This window comes from Parahoeflea alexandrii (assembly GCF_027214025.1).
GTDB lineage: Bacteria > Pseudomonadota > Alphaproteobacteria > Rhizobiales > Rhizobiaceae > Hoeflea > Hoeflea alexandrii_A.
Genome location: NZ_JAPWHB010000003.1, coordinates 396,758 through 413,426, shown reverse-complemented (window position 1 = coordinate 413,426; position 16,669 = coordinate 396,758). Strand labels below are relative to the sequence as shown.

16 protein-coding genes are annotated in these 16,669 nt (G+C 63.6%); 3 read left to right on the top strand and 13 right to left on the bottom strand.

Annotation, left to right across the window (positions count from 1 at the left end; genetic code table 11):
* Position 1: 1 nt before the first annotated feature.
* From sucC to O4H62_RS12415, 7 genes are all read right to left on the bottom strand, one after another.
* Positions 2 to 1,198: an ADP-forming succinate--CoA ligase subunit beta gene (gene sucC, locus O4H62_RS12445; RefSeq protein WP_269388213.1), complete on the bottom strand. Its 1,197-nt coding sequence runs from the start codon at positions 1,196 to 1,198 to the stop codon at positions 2 to 4.
* A 136-nt stretch (positions 1,199 to 1,334) separates the two neighbouring features.
* A complete protein-coding gene (gene mdh, locus O4H62_RS12440; RefSeq protein ID WP_269388212.1) occupies positions 1,335 to 2,297 on the bottom strand; it encodes a malate dehydrogenase in 963 nt (320 codons plus the stop codon).
* Positions 2,298 to 2,460: 163 nt separating this feature from the next.
* Complete coding sequence (gene zapE / locus O4H62_RS12435) at positions 2,461 to 3,633, bottom strand: cell division protein ZapE (protein WP_269388210.1); 1,173 nt, start codon at positions 3,631 to 3,633, stop codon at positions 2,461 to 2,463.
* A 36-nt stretch (positions 3,634 to 3,669) separates the two neighbouring features.
* A complete protein-coding gene (locus tag O4H62_RS12430) occupies positions 3,670 to 4,191 on the bottom strand; it encodes a protease inhibitor Inh/omp19 family protein (RefSeq protein ID WP_269388209.1) in 522 nt (173 codons plus the stop codon).
* A gap of 164 nt (positions 4,192 to 4,355) precedes the next feature.
* Entirely contained in the window at positions 4,356 to 4,799 is a 444-nt protein-coding gene (locus O4H62_RS12425; protein WP_269388207.1) for a hypothetical protein, read from the bottom strand.
* A 95-nt stretch (positions 4,800 to 4,894) separates the two neighbouring features.
* Positions 4,895 to 5,497: a peptide-methionine (S)-S-oxide reductase MsrA gene (gene msrA, locus O4H62_RS12420; protein WP_269388206.1), complete on the bottom strand. Its 603-nt coding sequence runs from the start codon at positions 5,495 to 5,497 to the stop codon at positions 4,895 to 4,897.
* Between the two features lie 122 nt (positions 5,498 to 5,619).
* The gene (locus O4H62_RS12415; RefSeq protein ID WP_269388204.1) at positions 5,620 to 5,961 is read right to left on the bottom strand and encodes a carboxymuconolactone decarboxylase family protein; all 342 of its coding nucleotides are present in this window, start codon (positions 5,959 to 5,961) and stop codon (positions 5,620 to 5,622) included.
* A gap of 321 nt (positions 5,962 to 6,282) precedes the next feature.
* Between O4H62_RS12415 and O4H62_RS12410 the strand changes: the two genes are divergently transcribed.
* Entirely contained in the window at positions 6,283 to 8,145 is a 1,863-nt protein-coding gene (locus O4H62_RS12410; protein ID WP_269388202.1) for a putative bifunctional diguanylate cyclase/phosphodiesterase, read from the top strand.
* Between the two features lie 49 nt (positions 8,146 to 8,194).
* On the opposite strand, the gene O4H62_RS12405 is transcribed toward O4H62_RS12410, so the two are convergent.
* Positions 8,195 to 9,094, bottom strand: coding sequence for a LysR family transcriptional regulator (locus O4H62_RS12405; RefSeq protein ID WP_269388199.1), 900 nt, complete (start codon positions 9,092 to 9,094; stop codon positions 8,195 to 8,197).
* Positions 9,095 to 9,183: 89 nt separating this feature from the next.
* Between O4H62_RS12405 and O4H62_RS12400 the strand changes: the two genes are divergently transcribed.
* The gene (locus O4H62_RS12400; RefSeq protein WP_269388198.1) at positions 9,184 to 10,164 is read left to right on the top strand and encodes an NAD(P)-dependent alcohol dehydrogenase; all 981 of its coding nucleotides are present in this window, start codon (positions 9,184 to 9,186) and stop codon (positions 10,162 to 10,164) included.
* A gap of 144 nt (positions 10,165 to 10,308) precedes the next feature.
* Positions 10,309 to 11,454: a trans-sulfuration enzyme family protein gene (locus O4H62_RS12395; RefSeq protein ID WP_269388196.1), complete on the top strand. Its 1,146-nt coding sequence runs from the start codon at positions 10,309 to 10,311 to the stop codon at positions 11,452 to 11,454.
* A gap of 25 nt (positions 11,455 to 11,479) precedes the next feature.
* On the opposite strand, the gene creD is transcribed toward O4H62_RS12395, so the two are convergent.
* The 5 genes from creD to sdhC all read right to left on the bottom strand — a co-directional run bounded on the left by creD (position 11,480) and on the right by sdhC (position 16,501).
* The gene (gene creD, locus O4H62_RS12390) at positions 11,480 to 12,856 is read right to left on the bottom strand and encodes a cell envelope integrity protein CreD (RefSeq protein ID WP_269388195.1); all 1,377 of its coding nucleotides are present in this window, start codon (positions 12,854 to 12,856) and stop codon (positions 11,480 to 11,482) included.
* 203 nt (positions 12,857 to 13,059) lie between these two features.
* A complete protein-coding gene (locus O4H62_RS12385) occupies positions 13,060 to 13,839 on the bottom strand; it encodes a succinate dehydrogenase iron-sulfur subunit (RefSeq protein WP_269388193.1) in 780 nt (259 codons plus the stop codon).
* Between the two features lie 15 nt (positions 13,840 to 13,854).
* Positions 13,855 to 15,690, bottom strand: a complete 1,836-nt coding sequence (gene sdhA, locus O4H62_RS12380; RefSeq protein WP_269388598.1) for a succinate dehydrogenase flavoprotein subunit — start codon at positions 15,688 to 15,690, stop codon at positions 13,855 to 13,857.
* 12 nt (positions 15,691 to 15,702) lie between these two features.
* On the bottom strand, positions 15,703 to 16,092 hold the full coding sequence (gene sdhD, locus O4H62_RS12375) for a succinate dehydrogenase, hydrophobic membrane anchor protein (RefSeq protein ID WP_269388191.1): 390 nt from the start codon (positions 16,090 to 16,092) through the stop codon (positions 15,703 to 15,705).
* 13 nt (positions 16,093 to 16,105) lie between these two features.
* A complete protein-coding gene (gene sdhC / locus O4H62_RS12370; protein WP_269388189.1) occupies positions 16,106 to 16,501 on the bottom strand; it encodes a succinate dehydrogenase, cytochrome b556 subunit in 396 nt (131 codons plus the stop codon).
* Between the last annotated feature and the right edge of the window lie 168 nt (positions 16,502 to 16,669).

Sequence of the window (16,669 nt, the reverse complement as noted above, 5' to 3'; positions counted from 1 at the left end):
CTCAGGATCCCTTCACCGCATTGACGATCTTCTGGGCTGCGTCGTCGAGATCGTCGGCGGCGATCACGTCGAGGCCGCTTTCGTTGATGATCTTCTTGCCGAGCGCCACGTTGGTGCCTTCAAGCCGCACCACCAGGGGAACCTTGAGGCCCACTTCCTTGACCGCCGCGACCACGCCCTCGGCGATGACGTCGCACTTCATGATGCCGCCGAAGATGTTGACCAGGATGCCCTTGACGGCCGGGTCGGCGGTGATGATCTTGAACGCTGCCGTGACCTTTTCCTTGGTCGCGCCGCCGCCGACATCGAGGAAGTTCGCCGGCTCCTGGCCGTAGAGCTTGATGATGTCCATCGTTGCCATGGCAAGGCCCGCGCCGTTGACCATGCAGCCGATATTGCCGTCGAGCGCGACATAGGCGAGGTCGTATTTCGACGCCTCGATTTCCTTCTCGTCTTCCTCGGTCAGGTCGCGCAGCGCCACGATGTCCTCGTGCCGGAACAGCGCGTTGTTGTCGAACGACACCTTGGCGTCGAGCACCCGCAGCCGGCCGTTCTTCATGACGATCAGCGGATTGATCTCGAGCAGCGCCATGTCCTTTTCGACGAACGCCTTGTAGAGGATCGGGAACAGCTTTTCACCGTCCTTGGCCGCATCGCCTTCGAGCTTCAGCGCGCCGTTGAGCTTGGCCAGATCGGCAGACGTGACGCCCGCCATCGGGTCGATGGCAACGGTGATGATCTTCTCGGGCGTCGCCTCGGCGACTGCCTCGATGTCCATGCCGCCTTCGGTGGAGACAACGAAGGCCACCTGGCCGACGGTGCGGTCGACCAGCAGCGAGAGATAGAGTTCGCGCTCGATGTCGGCGCCGTCCTCGATGTAGAGCCGGTTGACCACCTTGCCGGCTTCGCCGGTCTGCTTGGTCACCAGCGTGTTGCCGAGCATTTCCTTGGCATGCGCCTTGGCTTCGTCGATCGAGAACGCCAGCCGCACGCCACCCTTGGCGTCGGGTCCGAGTTCCTTGAACTTGCCCTTGCCGCGTCCGCCGGCGTGAATCTGGCTCTTGACCACGTAGAGCGGGCCGGGGAGCGATTTCGCCGCGGCTTCCGCCTCGTCGGCCGAGAAGATGGCGACCCCTTCGGCCACCGGCGCGCCGTACCCCTTGAGAAGGGCCTTGGCCTGGTATTCATGGATGTTCATGGGAACTCCTGGATTGAGTAGACGGTGGAGAGCGTCTTGACGTTTCGTTAAGCCTGATAACGCTCTAACCCGATGTTCTTACGCAAATCTGAACGGAAAGCCGGTTTTCAGCTTTCCGTTCAGTATCCGTGGCCGATTACTTGAGGTTCGGAGCAATCGCGATGCAGGCTTCACAGAGTCCCGCGACCGATTCCACGGACTTGTCGAAAGCCTTCTGCTCGGTCTTGTTCAGCTCGATTTCGATGACGCGCTCGATGCCGCCCTCGCCGATGACGCAGGGCACGCCGACATACATGTCCTTCACGCCGTACTGGCCGGAAAGGTGCGCGGCGCAGGGCAGAACCCGCTTCTTGTCCTTGAGGTAGCTCTCGGCCATTTCGATCGCCGAGGCAGCCGGCGCATAATAGGCCGAGCCGGTCTTCAAGAGCGAAACGATCTCCGCGCCGCCGTCGCGGGTGCGCTGGATGATCTCCTCAAGCTTTTCCTTCGAAGTCCAGCCCATCTTGATCAGGTCGGGCAGCGGAATGCCGGCAACCGTCGAATAGCGCGCCAGCGGAACCATGGTGTCGCCGTGGCCACCAAGCACGAAGGCGGTGACGTCCTCGACCGAGACGTTGAACTCCTCGGCCAGGAAATGACGGAAGCGGCCCGAGTCGAGCACGCCGGCCATGCCGACGACCTTGTTCTTGGGCAGGCCGGAGAACTTCTGCAGCGCCCAGACCATCGCGTCGAGCGGGTTGGTGATGCAGATGACGAAGGCGTTGGGTGCGTATTTCTTGATGCCCGCGCCCACCTGTTCCATCACCTTCAGGTTGATGCCGAGCAGGTCGTCACGGCTCATGCCCGGCTTGCGGGCGACACCGGCGGTGACGATGCAGACATCGGCGCCTTCGATGGCGGAATAGTCATTGGCGCCGGACATGCGGGCGTTGAAGCCTTCGACCGGCCCGGACTGGGCGATGTCGAGCGCCTTGCCCTGCGGCGTGCCCTCGGCAATATCGAACAGGACGACGTCGCCCAGTTCCTTGAGGGCGGCCAGGTGAGCGAGCGTGCCACCGATCATTCCCGAGCCAATCAATGCAATCTTGTTGCGCGCCATATCGAAATTCTCCACAGGTCGTTGTGTTGTGGAACCTGCCTCACGCCCGGCCCCGATTTCGACATTTCGCATAGACCGAATGGCCAAGACTGGCAACTCAAACTTTCGACATGAGCATTTTCAATCGGTTAGGTTCTGAAACTCTTACGTAAACGTAAATATTTCAGCCGGAGTCGGACGCCGATCCCGCATGATTTGCCAGGCTCGCTTCCAGATAGGCTTCGCTTTGCATCTCATTCAGACGCGATGCCGTGCGCGCAAACTCGAAACTCTCGGTTCCGGTCTTGCCCACATAAAGCCCGTCCGGCGCAGCGTCCGCGGAGACGAACAACCGGTTCTTGCGGTCGTAAAGCGTGTCGATCAGGGTGATGAAGCGCTTGGCAGCGTTGCGGCTGGCTTCCGCCATCACCGGCACCCGGTCGACAAGCACCGTGTGGTAGCGTTTGGAGATCGCCGCATAGTCGTTGGCGCCGAGCGGGGCCTCGCACAGCTCACTGAACGAAAACCGCGCAGCACCCGCGCCGGCATGCGGGACTGTGACGTCACGGCCCTGGACCCGGACCACGTCAGGCGCGGTCTGCTTGCCGGCCGTCACCTGCTTCCACGCCATGTCCATGGCTGCGTCGCCTTCACCTGCGGCAAGCTGGTGATAGACCGGCATCCGGGTGGTCGTCTCCATCCGGTAATCGGTGCGCGCGTCGAGATTGATGATGTCGACATTGTCCTTGAGCAGGCCGATGAACGGCAGGAACAGCTGCCGGTTCAGCCCGTCGCGGTAGAGATTGTCAGGCTCTACGTTCGATGTTGCCACCAGCACGCAACCGCGCTTGAACAATTGCTCGAACAGCCGCGACAAGAGCATGGCGTCGGCAATGTCGGTGACCGTGAATTCGTCGAAGCACAGCACCCAGGCCTCGTCGATCAGCTGGCTCGCCACCGGCGGCACCGGATCGGTTTCCCTGGTCTCGCCGTTCTTGAGTTTTTGCCGGTGGGCATGGATGCGCGCGTGCGCGTCGGCCATGAAATCGAGAAAATGCGCCCGCCGCTTGCGCTTGGCCGGCACCAGCTCGAAGAACATGTCCATCAGCATGGTCTTGCCGCGGCCGACCGAGCCGTAGACATAGAGCCCGCGCGGCGCCACGTTCGAAGCCTGCTTGCGGCCGAACATCCAGCCGAGCGCGCTCGACTTGTTGGCAAGCCGCCTGGTTGAAACCGCCAGCAGCAGGGTGTCCAGCCGTTCGGCCAGCGTCACCTGGGCCGGATCGGCGGAAAATTCGCCGCTTGCCACACGGGCCGCATAGGCGCTGGCAACGGTGTCGTGTCTCTTCCAGCTCATCAGTTGGAGCCTATCGCGTCAGGCTGCGCCCTGATCTCAACGGGAAAGGGAAATCGGCTGACCCGTCGAGGTCGAGCCGTCATAGCGCTCGTTGGCCGACTGGTAGAGCCGGCCGATCTGGTTGCCGCTCGAATCGGCGAGAATGACCTGCTTGCCCTGCACGTCCCAGGCGGCGATCGCCGCGGCGTTGCCGACGCACCCGCGCGAGGCGGCGCGGTATCCGCCGGTCCACTTGGTCAGCGACAGGAACACGTCGCAGCTGGTGCCGCCACTTGTCGCCGACCAGCGGCCGATCAGGGCTTCGCGGGTCAGTTCGGGTGCGTTGGCTTCCGCGACCTGCGGCGACATCGTCTGTTCCGGAGCAGTCGGCGCTGCCGGGAACTCGCCCGGCTGCGGCGTCATCGGCGGCGCCAGCTGGCCGGACTGGACGCCACCCACCGGCGCCGGCATCAGCGGAGCCGGCTGCGGCTGGGTGTTCAGTCCACCGAAGGATGTCCGCTGGCATCCGCCAAGAACCGCGGCGACCGCAACTGCGACCAGCAAGGTGTGCATCTTCATGAATAAGCTCCGGTTACGCGAAACATGCGCTTCGCTGTTCGCCCCACTAAACGGCATAAAATGTCCATAGGATGGAAATTGCAAGGCAAACCGGCCCCAGGAGCACATTAGCTGGACGATAATCCAATGGTATTGACGCCAATACACCAGTCGCACCTCAATTGTCACCCGCGTATTTGTGTACCCGGCACCCAGACATAGCCCTCCGGATCGACGATGAAGCACTCCCGCAAGCCGTGCGGCTTGTCGAGGCTGCCGGCGAGCACATGGTCGCCACGCGCGCTCGCCCGCGCTTCCGCCTTGTCGGGATCAAGGCCGTAGACACGGATCTCGATCCCGGCGCCACGGGTTTCCACGCCGGCGACGATGCCCGACATCGGGTGATGCGAATAGGCGTGGTCGGCATGCAGCATGAACACCGAGCCGCACAGCTCGATGGCCGCGAAATCCTCGTCGCTGTCGAGCACCATGGCGCCCAGGCAGTCACGGCAGAACGCGAGTTCCGCCGCCATGTCCCGGACCAGCAGGTTGATGCCGATACCGCGTGGCAGCGAGCGCCCGAAATCCTCGGCCGGCATCCATGGTTCCTTGCTGCGCTTGATTGTCATTGCTCTCTCCCGTGCCGGATCCTTCCGGTTACCACGAGAATTGCCAGCGCGGCGGCGATGTCAAGCACGGGCGTCCTTGCCCTTGTGGCTGACCGCTATTTCTCGACGCCCAGATGCGCCTGGTCGCCCCACAGCGATCTGACGTCCTGGTCGCGGCCGCAGGCGCGGCGGTAGTAATTGTAGCGCACCGGGCTCTTGGTGTAGAAATCCTGATGGTAGTCTTCCGCCGGCCAGAACTTCGCCGGCGGCTCGATTTCCGTGACCACCGGCTTGCCCAGCACCTTCTCGGCCTCCGCCTTGGCCGCCTCGGCCAATGCCGCCTGCTCGTCATTGAGCGTGTAGACCGCCGTCGTGTAGCTGTGGCCGCGGTCGCAGAACTGACCGCCGTCATCGGTCGGGTTGATGGTCCGGAAGAAGGTCTTGAGCAGCTCCGCATAGCTGACCACGGACGGATCGTACTTGATCTCGACGGCTTCCCTGTCCCCATTGGCGACATGGCTCTTGTAGGTCGGATTGTCGGCCTTGCCGCCGATATAGCCCGAAATGGTTTCGGTGACGCCTTTGACGTGATCGAAATCCGATTCCACGCACCAGAAACAGCCGCCGGCGAAGATCGCGATGCCGGTTTCCGCGGCGCGGACGGGCGCGGCAGTCAGGGCGGCAGCGAAGAGGGCGGACGACAGCAGCAGTCTGAGCATGGGAATCTCCTTTGTCTCGAAGAAACCTAGCCCAGCGCCCGCCGAAGACAACTCACGCTTCCGCACAAAGCCGTGAAGCCATGCGCCGGCCTACAACCGTCAGGACCGCGATCGGCCGCTGTTCAGCCGACCGCGTCGAACACGTCGAGCGCCTCGGCCCCATAGATCATCGACGGCCCGCCACCCATGTAGACGGCCACGCCGATGGTCTCGATGATCTCCTCGCGGGTGGCGCCGTATTTGCGCGCAGCCTTGGCATGAAACGCCAGGCAGCCGTCGCAGCGCGCGGTGATGCCGATCGCCAGCGCGATCAGTTCCTTGGTCTTGGAATCGAGAACCCCCGGCGCGATCGCCGCCTGCGCCAGCTGGCCGAAGCCCTTCGACTGCTCAGGCATCGCCTTGCGCAGCTCCGCCATCCTGTGGTTGGTCTGGTCGATGAATGCATTCCAGTTGGTTTCGGCCATTTGAGCGCCCCGCTTGATTGGATTACAGCGGGCACAGCTAGCAGTCCGCGCGACATCGGGATTTGATCGCGGTCAAACCGCGGGCCGGATCATCACGCTTTGCAACGTTCGGCTGCAAGCGGCTTCCGGAGAAGCAAGCACGGGCTTTCAGCCGCCGTAAATCCGCGCCCGGGGACTGAAATGCCAACGTATACCGCCAATTGTAATTTTAGATTCTGCTATTATTAGCTCCCCCTATTAATCGTATCGTAATTGAAGAATCATACAGTATTCATTTCGGCGTGGTGCGTATCGAACTCGGCCCCACGGAGGACACTGATCGTGAAGAAAGCAAGCGGGGAGGCCGTTGACGGGCGCGGCAAGAAGAACAAGCCCGCCGCGACCATCAGCCGTCCGGCCCAGATCGACCGGCTTCTCTCGGCGAATGCAACAGTGCAGATGGACGCCGTGCGCCGGGCCGCCAAGGGTCAGGGCGCCGATGCTGCACCTGTGGACGCGGACGCCGAACGGGTCCTGTTCCGGGCGATGATCGATCAGGTCCCGGATTACCTGTTCGTCAAGGATACCGCCAGCCGCTTCGTTATCGCCAACCGCGCTGTGGCCGCCGATCTCGGGCGCAAGCCTGACGAGCTGATCGGATTGACGGATTTCAGCTTTCATCCGAGCAAGCACGCACACAAGTTCTACGCAGACGAGCAGGAACTCATGCGCACCGGAGAGGCTCTTATCGACATCGAGGACTTGATCATCGATCCCGATGGAAAGGAGAAATGGTTCGCCACATCGAAGGTTCCTCTGCGCGACGACCAGAACCGGATCATCGGTCTGGTTGGCGTCTGCCGCGACATCACCGATCGCAAGCATGCCGAGGCGCAGATACATTTCATGGCTCTGCACGACTCACTGACCGGATTGCCGAACCGGACGCTGTTCATGGACCGGTTGACGCAGGGTATCCTGCTTTCGGACCGCACCGGCCAACGGATCACGGTGATCTTCATCGATCTCGACAATTTCAAGACGGTCAACGACAGCCTCGGCCACGATGCGGGCGACACCTTGCTGAAGGTCGTGGCGGAGCGGATGACCACCGCCGTTCGCGCCTCCGATACGGTGGCGCGCATGGGTGGCGACGAATTCGTCATTCTGTTGGCAGATCAGGCCGAAAATGCCAGCACCACCTCCGCCATCCTGGAAAAGATCCGTGCGGCAATTGCCGAACCGATCGAGATCAAGAGGCAATCGTTTCGCGTCACCGGCAGCATCGGGGTCGCGGGTTACCCGGAACATGGAACCGATGCCGAGACGCTTCTGCTCAATGCCGACATCGCCATGTATGAGGCGAAGGCGAAGGGCCGCGACAATCTCCAGCTATACACGAAGGGAATTGATGACGCGGCCCGCGAACGCCGGCTGTTGCAGGATCACCTGCTCGCCGCCATCTCCAACAAGGAGTTTTCGCTGCTCTACCAGCCCCAGATCGACCTTGGCACCGGCAGGATCTTTGCCGTCGAGGCGCTGGTGCGCTGGAACCACCCGGCGCTCGGCGAAATCTCGCCGGGCAAGTTCATTCCGCTGGCTGAGGAGAACAGGCTGATCGTTCCGCTCGGCAACTGGGTGCTGCGCGAAGCCTGCCGCCAGAACAAGGCCTGGCAGGACGCCGGACTGGATCCGATCACGGTCTGCGTGAACGTATCTGCGCGCCAGATGAGCGAAGCCGGATGGGTCGGCCAGGTGACCGGCATCCTGCTTGAGACCGGGCTCGAGCCGCGCTATCTCGAGCTTGAGTTGACCGAGAGCATGCTCATGCATGACGTCAACCAGGCGGTCGACGTGATGACGCAGCTCCAGGCGCTCGGCGTGAACTTTGCCATCGATGATTTCGGCACCGGCTATTCGAGCCTGAGCGCATTGAAGAACTTTCCTGTCATCCGCCTCAAGATTGACCAGTCCTTCATCGCCAACTTGACCAGCGACCCGGACGACCAGAACATCGCCAAGGCCGTCATCCTGCTCGGCCAGAACCTGAATATGCGGGTGATCGCCGAAGGCGTGGAAACCGAGGAGCAACTTGCGTTCCTGCGCGAGCACCACTGCGACGAGGCTCAGGGCTATCATTTCAGCCGGCCGGTTCAGCCCGACGCCATCGTCGCCCTGTTGCGCGCCGGAACCGCCATCGCCTGACCCGGCCGTTTGCCCGGGGCCGAGATACGGAGCACCGTTCAGTCCCGGATCACGACCGGTAGGCCCGCGCCAGTTCGCTTGCCATCAGGTCGAACACCAGCCGCACCCGTGGGCTGGTGTGCACCTCTCTGTGGGTCACCAGCCAGACAGGGAAAGCGAGCGGCTCAAGCTCGGGCAATAGCTGGACCACGTCCGGGTCGGCGTCGCCGATATCGGCGGCCATGACGCCGATGCCGAGCCCTTGCTTGACATGGCTCCACTGCACCAGGTGGCTTTCCGAGATCAGCGGAAAATTCTTCTGCGTCAGCGTCAGCCCGAACCGGGTCATGGCGGCGATGAATTCGCCCGACCGGTTGAAACCGATGAAATCCGCTTCTGCGAAATCTTCCGGTGCCGAGGGATTGCCGATGCTCTCGAGATAGAAGGGCGTGGCGTAGATCCGGCCATGGATGTCGCGGATCTTGCGCGCCACCAGGTTGGGCTGCGTCGGCCGGTAGTTGCGGATGGCGATATCTGCTTCGCGCCGCCTGAGATCGCTCTCGACATTGGTGGCGACGATCTCGACATCGATGCCCGGAGCCGCTTGCCTGAGCTGGCGGATGATCGGCGGCAGCCGGAACGCCGCGTCGACCTCGCTGGCGCTGATCGACACCGTGCCCTCGATCGCCTGTGCCTTGCCCGAGGCCGAGAGCGACATCCGCGCCGCTGCCTCGCCCATGGCGCGGACATGGTCCATCAGCTCGAGCCCGCTCGGCGTCAGCGTCAATCCCCGGCCGACGCGCTCGAACAGCGCCACGCCGAGTTCCTTCTCCAGCGCCGCGACCTGGCGGCCGAGCGTCGGCTGCGCCATGCCGAGCGCCCGCGCGGCTGCCGAGAGCGAACCTTCCTCGGCGGTGACCAGGAAGGCCCGCGCCCGGTTCCAGTCAAATTTGACAGATCTCCAATCCATGCGAAAATGCATATCATATCGGCATTTTCGGTCAATTTATTCTGCATGCAAGCATAGGTATGAGGATCATACGAACTGGAGAAAACATCATGAAAGCGATTGCCTATTCCAATTACGGCCCCCCGGAGGTGCTCGGATCCGTCGACCTGCCTAGGCCAGTGCCGAAGGCGGGCGAGGTTCTGGTCAAGATCCACGCTACCAGCGTGACCGCGGGCGATTACCGTGCCCGAAGCCTCGACATGCCGCCGGGTTTCAAGTTGGTCGGACGTCTGGTCTTCGGCGTGTTCGGTCCCCGGCGCCGCGTGCTCGGCACCGAATTTTCAGGCCTCGTCGAGGCAGTGGGCGAAGGCGTCACCCGCTTCAAGCCGGGCGACCGCGTCGTTGCCTATCCCGGCGCTGCCATGGGCGGCTATGCCGAATACGCCGTCATTGGCGAAGACGGGGCCATCGTCCAGGCGCCCGCCAATCTCAAACTTGATGAAGCTGTCGCACTGCCTTTTGGCGGGTCGACGGCCCTCCACTTCCTGCGCAGCCTGGCCGGGATCAAGCCCGGCGACAGCGTGCTGATCATCGGCGCCGCCGGCGGGGTCGGCAGTGCCGCGGTGCAGGTCGCCAGGCATTTCGGCGCCCATGTCACGGGCGTGGCCTCGACGGGAAAACTCGACATGGTCCGTTCGCTCGGCGCCGATGCGGTGATCGACTACAGACGCGAGGATCCGGCTGCCGCAAGCGACGCCTACGACATCATTCTCGACACCAGCGGCACCGCGACCTATACGAAATACGGCCCTGCGCTGAAGCCCGGCGGCCGCCTGCTGCTGGTCTCCGCCGACCTGTGGCAACTGCTCGGTACCCTTCTCGCCCGCAAGACAGGTGGCCGCAAGGCGATGGGCGGCTATGCCGCCGAGCCCGCGGAAGACCTGCGCTTCCTGGCCGCTTTGGCTGAGAAGGGACAGTTCAAGCCCCATGTCGGCGGCCGCTTTCCGCTCGACCAGGCAGCCGATGCCCATGCCTTTTTCAAGGATCCCGCCCGGATGGGAAACGTCGTCATCACCGTCAATCAGGACTGAGGCTGCCGCGCACACGGTCACGGGACCGGGTCGTCAAAAGGGGCCGTTGAAATTCGCCACGGGACTGCATAGACACGTTTGCTTGAAAGCGCGCGCCCGCGCTTGCGAAATCTGGCCAGACCGCCAGGGAAAGACCGAGTTCACATGAGCCTCCCCAACGATCTCAAGCCCTCCACCATCGCGGCCCAGGCCGGCGGTGTCATCGACTGGCCCTCGGGCGGCGTGGTGCCGCCGATGCAGCCCTCGACCACCTTCGTCCGCGACGAGGACTATGCGCTGGTCAATCCCGCCAACATCTACTCGCGCGACAATTCCGACATCGTCCGCATTGCCGAGGACGTGCTGGCGCGGCTGGAAGGTGCCGAGGAAGCGCTGCTGTTCCCCTCCGGCATGGCGGCCATCGCCGCCCTGTTCCGCACCCTGCCGAACGGCGCCACGGTGGTGGTGCAGTCGGGCATCTACTGGGGCACCACCAAGTGGCTGCGGGATTTCTCCGCCCGCCGCGAGATCGCCCTGCACGAGGTTGATGCATCCGATGCGGCAGCGCTCGAACAGGCCTGCGCCGCCCACAAGCCCGCCCTGGTGTTCATCGAGACCCCGTCCAACCCCTGGCTGAAAACAGTCGACATCGCCCATGCAGCGAAATGCGCCCACGCGGCGGGCGGCCTGCTGGCGGTCGATTCCACCGCCGCCACGCCGGTGCTGCAGCGCCCGCTCGAGCACGGCGCCGACATCGTCATGCATTCGGCCACCAAGGGCATCAACGGCCATTCCGACGTGCTCGCCGGCGTGCTCGCCACCGCGTCGCCCTCCGCGAAGATCTGGACCGACATCAAGGCCGACCGCCACGACGCCGGCGCCGTCATCGGACCGTTCGAGGCGTGGCTCTTGGTGCGCGGCATGCGCACCCTGCCGCTCAGGATGGAGCGCATGAGCCGCTCGGCGCTAACCATCGCCGAATATCTGGGCAAGCACCCGAAGGTTACCGACGTCTATTATCCGGGGCTTGCAAGCCACCCCGGCCATGACATCGCCGCCCGGCAGATGCAGGGCGGCTTTGGTTGCCTCTTCTCATTCCTGGTCGAGGGCGGCGCCAGGGAGGCGCTCGCTGTCGTCGGCAAGCTCAAGCTGTTTCACCGCGCCACCTCGCTGGGCGGCGTCGAAAGCCTGGTCGAGCACCGCCACACCATAGAGCCGCATACCGGCATTCCGCCGAGCCTGATCCGCGTCTCTGTCGGCATAGAGGATGCGGGTGACCTGATCGCCGATCTGGCGCAGGCACTGGGCTGAGGCAAACGGGCAAAGCCCGCGTGACCTATGCCGCGCCATCGGAAGCTGCCTCCGGCGCGGCATTGCCCCGGCCCGTCCAGTCCAGCGAGGCGGTGGAGAACATCACCACCGCCAGCACCACGAAGGCGAAGATGGCGCCCGCCAGCAGGGCGAAATCTTCCATCTGCAGGAACAGAAACAGCAGTCCGAACACGGTTGCGAGCAGGCCCGCGATCAGGCCGCCCCTGAGACGGCTCGCCAGCAATCTGGCGCAATAGGTCGAGACCAGCGCCGTGGTCGCCACCGCCGCGGTGCCGTAAGCCGCCATGAAGCCGATATGTTCGGCCAGCGCCAGCAGCAGCACATAAAACAGCACCAGCGCCAGCCCCATCAGCGCATATTGCGCCCCGTGCACCGGCCGGCCGGAGCGGGTTTCGAGCACGAACACCGCGATAAAGATCGAGCCGATGAACAGCACCGCGTATTTGATGGCGCGCTCCACCAGTGCGTAGTGATCGACCGGCTGGTAGAATCGCACGCCGAGAGTTTCGCTGCCGAACATCGTGGAGACGTCAGCCTGGCCGATGGTGAAGGCCAGCGGCATCGACAGCGCCAGGTGCGGCACCGTCCAGTCCGCTTCAAATCCATCCTTCGAAATCGCCGAACTGTCCGGCAGGTAGGCGCCGCCGAAGCTCGGATGCGGCCAGTCCGAGACCATCTCGACACGTGTGGTCCGCGCACCGGGCATGACCGAGAACGAGGTCGAGCCTTTCAGGCCGAATTCGAGACGGAAGCTGAAACCGGTGGGCCCGCTCGCAAACAGCTTGCCAACATGGATGCCCTTGGGCGCCACGCTGTGCGGCAGCCCGGCGCCGGGTTCGATGGTCCGCGGCCGGCCATCGATCTCGATTTTCGCGCCGGCGCGGATGGCGCGCGGATCAGAGACCGGCACCGAAAGCGACGCCTCGGACCAATTGATGTCGGTGCCCGCGTCAAGCCCCAGATCCTCCGGATCGGGGCGTTTGAACCGGCCCGAAACGCTCACCGACGCATCATAGACCGGCACGCTGAAGATACCGCGCTTGCGCTCGTCCGATTTCGATCCGACGCTGTAGCTGATCTCTTCTGGCAGGAAGATCGCGGTTCTGCCGACCCGCTGGACGACAATGCCCTTGGCGGTCTGCACCTCTTGCTGCACCTCGTAGGGCACCGAAATGATGACGCCGCCGAGGGTCTGCGCCCCGCCCCAGCTTTTTGCCACCTCGGCTTGCGCGCTGTTGGCCCGGTCCTGCCGTTCGGCCACCAGCACCCAGACCATCGAGGCCGGGATCAGCAGGAACAGGCCAATCAGCCCGACGATGAAGAATTTGACGCCCGGGCTTCTGAGCGCGCCAATCAGGGCCGAGGGAGATTGCGATGTCATGACGTTACCCCTTGAAACAATCCGAGAGCGCAATCTCGATTGCAATCATGGCCGTGGGGCGGTGCGAAAACGGAGGTTTTGCGGCAGACCCTGGTTCATTTGCGGGCGGCACGACCGGCCCCGCGGCTCAAATGGCAAGCGCGGGTGGAACCAAAAAGGGGAGCATGCGCTCCCCTTCTGACTTCATGCTGGTCGTCGAGCCCCTACACCCGGCGTTCGACCATCATCTTCTTGATTTCGGCGATCGCCTTGGCCGGGTTCAGGCCCTTGGGGCAAGTCTGCGCGCAGTTCATGATGGTGTGGCAGCGGTAGAGCCGGAACGGATCCTCGAGATTGTCGAGCCGCTCGCCGGTGGCCTCGTCTCTCGAGTCGATCAGCCAGCGATAGGCCTGCAGCAGCACGGCGGGGCCGAGATAGCGGTCGCCGTTCCACCAGTAGCTCGGGCAAGAGGTCGAGCAGCAGGCGCAGAGAATGCACTCGTAGAGCCCGTCGAGCTTGGCGCGGTCCTCGTGGCTCTGCTTCCATTCCTTCGCCGGCGTCGGAGACACCGTTTTCAGCCAGGGCTCGATCGAGCGGTGCTGGGCGTAGAAATTGGTCAGGTCCGGCACCAGGTCCTTGACCACCGGCAGGTGCGGCAGCGGATAGACCTTCACCGCGCCGTCGATCTCGTCGAGACCCTTGGTGCAGGCAAGCGTGTTGGTCCCGTCGATGTTCATCGCGCAGGAGCCGCAGATGCCCTCGCGGCACGACCGGCGCAGCGTCAGCGTCGCGTCGATCTTGTTCTTGATCCACAGCAGGCCGTCGAGCACCATCGGTCCGCAATCGTCGGTGTCGATGTGGAACGTGTCGATGCGCGGGTTCTCGCCGTCATCGGGCGACCAGCGGTAGATCTTGAATTCGCGCGTGTTCTTCGCGCCTTGCGGCTTCGGCCAGGTCTTGCCCGGCTTCGGCTGCGAATTCTTCGGGAGTGTGAGTTCAACCATTGTCTCTGTTCCCTCTTAGTACACGCGGGCCTTGGGCGCGATCTTGGCCGGATCGATGCCCTCGGCGATCAGCTCGGTGTGGACCGGACGGTAGTCGAGCCTGACCTTGCCCTTCTCGTCCACCCAGGCCAGCGTGTGCTTGCGCCAGTTGACGTCGTCGCGGCCGCCGAACGGGCCGTCGACATAGTCCTCGCGCGCATGGCTGCCGCGGCTTTCCTTGCGGGCTTCCGCGCCGTAGACCGTGGTGATGGCGTTGGCCATCAGGTTGTCGAGCTCCAGCGTTTCCATCAGATCCGAGTTCCAGATCAGCGAACGGTCGGAGACCTTCACGTCGGGAAGCTCCGTCCAGATCTGGCTCATCCGCTTGCAGCCGGATTCGAGCGATTCCTGGGTGCGGAACACGGCGGCGTCTTCCTGCATGGTGCGCTGCATCTTCTCGCGCAGCACCGCCGTCGGCGTCGAGCCATTGGCATGGCGCAGGCCGTCGAAGCGGGTCATGATCTTCGTAAACGAGGCCTCGTTGACCGCCGGGATCGCAGAAGTGCGGTCGATCACCTCGCCGGCGCGAATCGCTGCCGCACGGCCGAACACCACCAGGTCGATCAGCGAGTTGGAGCCCAGACGGTTGGCGCCGTGGACGCTCGCGCAGCCGGCTTCGCCGACGGCCATCAGGCCCGGCGTCACCTTGTCCGGATCGTCCGAAGTCGGGTTCAGCACCTCGCCCCAGTAATTGGTCGGAATGCCGCCCATGTTGTAGTGCACCGTCGGCAGCACCGGGATCGGCTCGCGGGTCACGTCGACGCCGGCGAAGATCTTGGCGCTTTCCGAGATCCCCGGAAGCCGCTCGTGCAGCACCGCCGGATCGAGGTGATCGAGGTGCAGGAAGATGTGGTCCTTGGCCTTGCCGACGCCGCGTCCCTCGCGGATTTCCATGGTCATGCAGCGCGAAACCACGTCGCGCGAGGCCAGGTCCTTGGCCGACGGCGCATAGCGCTCCATGAAGCGCTCGCCCTCGGAATTGACCAGGTAGCCGCCTTCGCCGCGCGCGCCCTCGGTGATCAGGCAGCCAGCGCCGTAGATCCCGGTCGGGTGGAACTGCACGAATTCCATGTCCTGCAGCGGCAGCCCGGCGCGGGCAATCATGCCGCCGCCGTCGCCGGTGCAGGTATGCGCCGACGTGGCCGAGAAATAGGCGCGGCCGTAGCCACCGGTGGCCAGCACCACCATCTTCGCCGAGAAGCGGTGAATGGTGCCGTCATCGAGGTTCCAGGCCACCACGCCGGTGCAGCGGCCGTCTTCTTCCATCAGCAGGTCGAGCGCGAAATACTCGATGAAGAATTCTGCGTTGTTCCTGAGCGACTGGCCGTAAAGCGTGTGCAGGATGGCGTGGCCGGTGCGGTCGGCGGCCGCACAGGTGCGCTGCACCGGAGGGCCTTCGCCGTAATTCTGCATGTGGCCGCCGAACGGCCGCTGGTAGATCCGGCCATCCTCGGTGCGCGAGAACGGCACGCCGTAATGCTCGAGTTCGTAGACCGCCTTCGGCGCTTCCATGGTCAGGTACTGCATGGCGTCGACATCGCCGAGCCAGTCCGAGCCCTTGACCGTGTCATACATGTGCCACTGCCACGAATCGGGCGTCATGTTGGTGAGCGATGCGGCGATGCCGCCCTGTGCCGCGACCGTGTGCGACCGGGTCGGGAACACCTTGGAGATGCAGGCGGTGCGGAAGCCCTGCTCGGCCATGCCCAGCGTGGCGCGCAGTCCGGCGCCGCCGGCGCCCACAACGACCACGTCATAGGCGTGATCGACAATCGAATAGGCGCGTCCGCCAATGTTGACGCTCGACGTCATTACCATGATCTGTCAGCCTCCGAAGCCGAGTTTGAGAACCGCGAAAACCGACACGGCGCCGATTGCGATCGAAAAGAATGTGTTGAGGATCAACAGGCTCACCTTCATGCCTTCGGCATGGATATAGTCCTCGATGACCACCTGCATGCCGAGCTTCATGTGAATGATGCCGGAAATCACCATAAGGCCCATCAACACCGCCACCAGCGGATTGGAAAGTGCTGCGGCCACCACCGCGTAGGGCTCTCCATTGTAGGCGATGATGAAGAAGATGAAGAACAGGAACAGCGGCACGTTGGCCACCGCCGTCAGCCGCTGGCGCCAGAAATGGTCGGTGCCCTCCTTGGCCGAGCCGAGGCCGCGAACCTTCGAGAGCGGCGTACGCATCTTGTTGGTATCCATGTCTCTCTTGCTCCTAGAAACGGGTTGCGTAGCCGGCGATCCAGACCAGGATTGTCAGGATGCTGGATGCGGCGATCGTCGCCCAGGCCATCTTGGTCGAGGTCTTGGGGTCGAATCCGCGGCCTGTGTCCCAGATGAAATGGCGGATGCCGCCCAGCATGTGATGCAGCAGCGCCCAGGTGTAGCCGAACAGCACCAGCCGCCCGAGGATGGAGCCGAAGATGCCGTTGACCCAGTCGAAATAGGCTTCGCCCGAGGCCGCGGCCACCAGCCACCAGGCAACCAGCAGCGTGCCGCCATAAAGTGCCATGCCGGTGATCCGGTGCACGATCGACATCACCATGGTTGGAATCGGTTTGTAGATACTCAGGTGCGGCGACAACGGCCGGTTCTGCGTCACATTGGTCATAGGGACCTTGTCCTTCTTTCCCTCAAGGAGAGCCACACGCATTTCCGCGAGGCGATCCGCGGCGGCTGTGCGGAGGTTTTAGTGCTTTATGTGCACCGCGTCAAAGCCCGGATTGCCTTCAGTGGCGCGCCTTTCGTCGAAAGCAAAACCCGGATTTGGCCTTCCATA